The organism is Allobosea sp. TAB14, assembly GCF_052113865.1.
Taxonomy (GTDB): Bacteria; Pseudomonadota; Alphaproteobacteria; order Rhizobiales; family Beijerinckiaceae; genus Allobosea; species Allobosea spartocytisi.
This window is the reverse complement of sequence record NZ_JBFRDQ010000255.1, coordinates 1-5,143: the sequence shown is the minus strand read 5'-3', so window position 1 is coordinate 5,143 and position 5,143 is coordinate 1. Positions and strand designations below refer to the sequence as shown.

Sequence of the window (5,143 nt, the reverse complement as noted above, 5' to 3'; positions counted from 1 at the left end):
GCACAATGACGCTGGCCCGGACGCCGGCCGAGATCGAGCGGGTGATCGACGCCTTCCTGCTGCAGAAGGCCGAGCGTTTCCGCAGCATGGGCGTGYCCGACCCCTTCGCGGAACCGGCGATGCACTCCTTTCTCGCGCGGGCGGCGGCGGGCGACGGCGACGCGACGCCGACCATCGAGCTTTACTCACTCGACCTGAACGGCCGTTCCGTCGCGACCTATGTCGGCGCGGTTCAGGGAGGCCGCTTCTCCGGCATGGCAACCTCCTTCGACATGGCGAGCGAGAGCATCAAGACCAGCCCCGGCGAGCTCCTGCTGGCCGATCTGATCCGGCTGAAATGCGACGAAGGATACGCGGTCTTCGACCTCGGCATCGGCGAGGCGCGCTACAAGACGACCTTCTGCGACGACCATGACGATCTTGTCGACAGCTTCCTGCCGCTGACGCTGAAGGGGCGCCTGTTCGTACCGGTCGCGCAGGCGAAGCGGGAGCTGAAGCGGCGCATCAAGAATTCGCCCGCCGCGCTCAAGCTGGCACAGCGCGCCTCCGGCTGGCTGCGCCGACCGAAGGCGGGAGCCGTGGCGGATTAGGGCCGATCGGCATTCAGGATTCGCTTCAATCGAATGAAGCACCTCCGTCGCTTTGCTGCGCGCTTTGACCGAAGAACCCTTCACTTCAAAGGCTTCGTCTATCTTATAGCCCCGATGCTCCGGCTCTCATGAACGTCGATCCGTACTGGATCACCCGGCAACCTCCCTCAAAAACCCAAGCACCAGTTCCGTCACCGCTTCCGGCCTTTCCTGCTGCAGCCAATGGCCGGCGCCGGGGATGGTGTGGGAGCCACGCAGGCCGGGGACCAGATGCGGCATGGCGGCGATGATCTCGGGCATGCCGGGAATGGCGAGGCCGGTGTCGCGCTCGCCGATGGCAAACAGGGCGGGGACGGTGACGGTCTGGCCGGCATTGGCCTGCTGGAGCTCATAGTTGCGGTCGAGATTGCGATAGTAGTTCAGGGCCGGGCCGAAGCCGGTCGCGGTGAAGGCCTGGGCGAGACGGTTGAAATCTGCGGGCGGCAGCCAGGCGGGAAGCGCTTCGGGATCGGGCAGATCGGCCAGCAGGCCGCGGTTGCGGCTCACCATGCCGAAGGGGTTGGGCGTGCCGTCGCCGGGCCGGCGCGGTCCGGCTTCGCCGCTGGCGGCATGGATCAGCTTGCGCAGCGTCTGGCCGATATCGCGGCTGAACTCTTTCTCTGCGCCCTGCGGATCCTGGAAATAAAGCGTGTAGAACAGCGCTTCGCCATTCTGCGGAAAGAGCTTTGACGGCGCCACCGGCGGCAGGCCCATCATCGGCACGCTCAGCGCCACCACCGCGCGGAATCGGTCCGGGCGCATCAGGGCCGCCTGCCAGGCGATCGTAGCGCCCCAGTCGTGACCGATGATGACCGCCTGCTTCTCACCGATCGCATCGAGAAGCGCCACGAGATCGCCGACGGCATGAACGACGGTGTAGTGATCCGCCCCCTCGGGTGCTGCAGTGCCGCCATACCCGCGCATATCCGGAGCGACGGCGCGGTAACCGGCGGCCGCAAGGGCGCCGATCTGGTGGCGCCACGCATGCTTGGTCTCGGGAAAGCCATGGCACATCAGCACCAGCGGGCCGCTGCCGGCATCGAGGATGCTCATCTCGAGCGTGCGGGTTGCGATGGTTTTTTCTTGCATGTTGGGCTCCCGGCCGGAGCCGTGAAGAATGGGTGTCGAGACAAGCAWGGCCGTCGAGGCGGTCAGAAACCGGCTTCGAGGCAGGCTTGCCCTTTCAGTGCGTAACAATTCCTGTTACGCAAAAGCCGCGATGTCAATATCGCGTAACATCAATAGTTGCGGAAAGACTTGCGATGAAGACCGACGGCCGTCTGGCGCGGATGCTGCACGTGCTGGTGCATATGGGTTTGCTCGGCGGCAAGGAGACCTCGGAGCGGATTGCGCAGATGCTCAACACCAATCCCGTCGTTGTCCGCCGCACGCTGGGGGCACTGCGCGACGCCGGCATCGTTGAGAGCGAAGGCGGCCGCGGCGGCGGCTGGAAACTGATCAGGACGCTCGACGAAATCACCGTGCTTGCCGTGCAGCGAGCGCTCAACGAGGGCCCCGTGCTCGCCGCCCCGGTCTCCCGCGACCATCCGTCCTGCCCGGTCGAGCGCGCCTCGAACTCCGTGCTGGAGGCAGCCCATGCGGCCGCTGAGACAGTGCTTCTGAAGAAATACGCGGCAACCACGCTGGCCGATATTGCCGGCATCGCGCTGGCCACCGGCAATTAGCGACAGATATCTTTCATCCGGCTCGACCGAGCCTGATGAAGGATAGATTCTAAGCCTCGACCGGCTCTTCCTCGTCCTGCCGCATGCGCGCCATCGGAACCTCGTGCTCGGCATCGAGCACGAGCGAAACCGGCGCCTTGGTCAATTCGCTGAGGCGATAGGCCACTTCGAGCGCGTGGCCGTTGCTGGCCTTTCCGCTCATCACGAGGCCACCCTGCGCCCGGCGCGCGACCGGCTCCAGCATCGAAGCTTCATCGTTGGAAGCGGCGGCGACCAGGACCCAGTCATAGGTCTCGCAGAGCGCGTCGAGCGCGACATCGACCAGATCGGCGGCGGCGAAGACCGCCTCGCGTCCCGCCCGGCCCGGGCCGATGCTGTGCAGGCGCGAGCCCGTCGCCCGCATGATGATGTCGGAAAACAGCGCCTCCCCGGCCAGCAGCTCCGAGAAACCCGGTTCGCCATGGTCGTGGTCGCTGGTGAGATCGACGAGGATGCAGCGGCAGCGCTGCGCCAGCAATTCGGCGAGATCATGCGGCTTGGCAGCGCCCTCGGCACCAGCGTCCAGCACCAGCATGACCGGCGCCAGGCCGCGCTGCGGCTCCTCGGTGCGTTCCGCCATCGCGGCCAGCGTTTCCTCAGGGCGGTCGAGGTCGAGCCTGATATGGCCGAGGCGGCCGGCATGGGTCAGCAGGCCCGCGACCGAATCGCGACGCGGTGTCTCGGGCGTCGGATTCTCCGACTTCGCCGCGGCCTCCTCATCAGCGACCGAGACCCAGCGCGGGCCGCGCGGCTGCGGCAGCGGGCGGGCCTGCCCGTTCAGGAGCTCCCGCGTCACGATGGTCGCCAGCGCGATCAGGAAGGTCGCAAGCGTCGAGACGAGGACGATCGGCAGCTTCTTCGGGAAGGACGGATCGATCGGCTCGACGGCGCGCGAGATGATGCGTGCATCGGCCGGGGTGGCATTCAGCGTGTCGCGCGCCACGGCCTCCCGATAGCGCTGCATATACTGCTCGAGTTGCTCGCGCAGGGTGCGGGCATCGAGTTCGAGCGCGCGCAACTGCACCTCGCTGTCGTTGGAGGTGGCGACGTTCTTCTTCTGGCCGTCGAGTGCGGCCTGGAAGCTTTCGACGCGCTGGCCGGTGATCTTGGCCTCGTTCTCCAACGTGCGGACGGCGCGCTCCGCGGCGCCTCGCAACTGGCCTTCGAGATCGGCGAGCTGGGCGTTCAGCTCCTTGATACGGGGATGGCCGGGCAGGAGGCTGCGCGATTCCGCCGCGATCTGGGCACGGAGATTGACGCGCTGCTCGATCAGCCGGCGGACGAGTTCGTTGTTGGCCACCTCCGGAATCTCGAAGGTGCGGCCCTGCTTGATCGCATCGCGGATCATCCCCGCCTTGGCCTGCGCCTCGGCCTGCTGGCTGCGCGCCGCGGAGAGCTGCGTCGAGAGATCGGCGAGTTGCTGCGCGTTGATGCTGGTGTTGTTGGGGCCGGCGAAGAGGCCGTGCTGGGCGCGGAACGTCTCGACCTTGGCGTCAGCCTCGGCCACGCGCTTGCGCAGCGGCTCGATGGTGGTCGAGAGCCAGGCTGAGGCGCTGCGGGCATTGTCCTGCTTGGCCGCCTCCTGAAACTCCAGATAGGTCTCGGCGATGGTGTTGGCGGCCTTGGCGGCGAGCGCCCGGTCCTGCGAAGTGAACTCGATCGCGACGATGCGCGAGCGCGCCACCGGATAGACTAGGAGCCGGTCGTAATACTTCTCGAGAACGCGCTCTTCGGGAGAGCGGTCGGCCGGGTGGGCGCCGAGGCCCATCATCACCGCGACCTTGCGCAGGGCTCCGAGCGCGCCCGCACCGGAATCGAATTCGGGATTGCCGACGAGKCCGATGCGYTTGATCGCYTCTCGSGCSAGGTCRCGCGACATCATGATCTGCACCTGGCTCTGCACGGCCTCGGCGTCGAACTGGCCGGCGGTATCCTGAGCCGACTGGCCGGGCAATGCGTAGAAACCGCTGCGGCTTTCCAGCAGCAGGCGCACCTCGCCGGTATAGCGGGGCGTCACGACGTTCACCGCGAGGAAGGACAGGCCGAGCGCCGCCAGCGTGGGCACGACGACCCAGGCTCTCCGGCGCTTGATCGCCGCCCAGAGTGCCGCGAGGTCGAGCATGTCGCCCCGGCCTTCGCCGTTGCCTCGCGCTTCAGTCCCAGCTTCAGCGGTCATGATCCACCCATGTGACGCAGAACTCTCGCATCCCGGGAAGGACGCCGCGTCATTCAAGGCTCAGTAAGGTTAGTGCCAGGTAAATGCCGGAGCCTCCAACCTCCGAAATCGTCGATTTTCATCTCCTCCACGCCTCCAGACACAAAAGCCCGACCTCTCGGCCGGGCTTCACGTCGACGTCCGGATTGTGCTCCGGGCCCTGTCGGCAACTCTTATGGCTTGGGCGCCTGAGGCATCGAGATGACCTTGCCGTCCGGCATGATGATGTCGCCCGGCTTCTGCCCCGGACCACAATCGCCGAGACGCTTGGCCTCGACCACCAGCCTGCGCTCCACCGGACCGGACTGGCCGGGCATGCCGGAGATCTTCGTCGTCCCCTCGGTTCGCAGCGAAGTTTCGAAATCGCCGGTGATGACGCTGCTGCCAGAGGCCTTGACCGGCCCCATGGAGCACTCCGTCTCCACCGCGTAGCCGGTCGCCGTCTTGGTCACCAGCATCTTGGAACAGGCGCCCGCCGTCATGCCGCCAATGGCGGATTGGTCAGCGCCGGGGCCAACGCACTGCTTGGCCACCGCTTCTCCCTGCTCCCCGGTCGATTTGGTCTCCCAGAGGCC

The 5,143-nt window shown here is 66.6% G+C and carries 5 protein-coding genes; 2 read left to right on the top strand and 3 right to left on the bottom strand.

The annotated features are described in order from the left end of the window. On the top strand, nt 1–590 hold a 590-nt coding region (locus AB4Y99_RS25610; RefSeq protein ID WP_441525305.1), incomplete at its 5' end, for a GNAT family N-acetyltransferase. Between the two features lie 150 nt (nt 591–740). Here the strand turns inward: AB4Y99_RS25610 and AB4Y99_RS25605 are convergent. Beyond that, nucleotides 741–1,718: an alpha/beta fold hydrolase gene (locus tag AB4Y99_RS25605; protein ID WP_112761884.1), complete on the bottom strand. Its 978-nt coding sequence runs from the start codon at nt 1,716–1,718 to the stop codon at nt 741–743. Between the two features lie 173 nt (nt 1,719–1,891). On the opposite strand from AB4Y99_RS25605, the gene AB4Y99_RS25600 reads away from it, so the two are divergent. After that, complete coding sequence (locus tag AB4Y99_RS25600; protein WP_038368257.1) at nt 1,892–2,314, top strand: RrF2 family transcriptional regulator; 423 nt, start codon at nt 1,892–1,894, stop codon at nt 2,312–2,314. A 49-nt stretch (nt 2,315–2,363) separates the two neighbouring features. Here the strand turns inward: AB4Y99_RS25600 and AB4Y99_RS25595 are convergent, their stop codons facing one another. Together AB4Y99_RS25595 and AB4Y99_RS25590 are read right to left on the bottom strand one after the other, a co-directional pair. Then, nucleotides 2,364–4,529: a GumC family protein gene (locus AB4Y99_RS25595; protein WP_133565628.1), complete on the bottom strand. Its 2,166-nt coding sequence runs from the start codon at nt 4,527–4,529 to the stop codon at nt 2,364–2,366. Nucleotides 4,530–4,741: 212 nt separating this feature from the next. Then, the coding region (locus AB4Y99_RS25590; protein ID WP_441525304.1) for a DUF3617 domain-containing protein at nt 4,742–5,143 on the bottom strand (402 nt) is incomplete at its 5' end.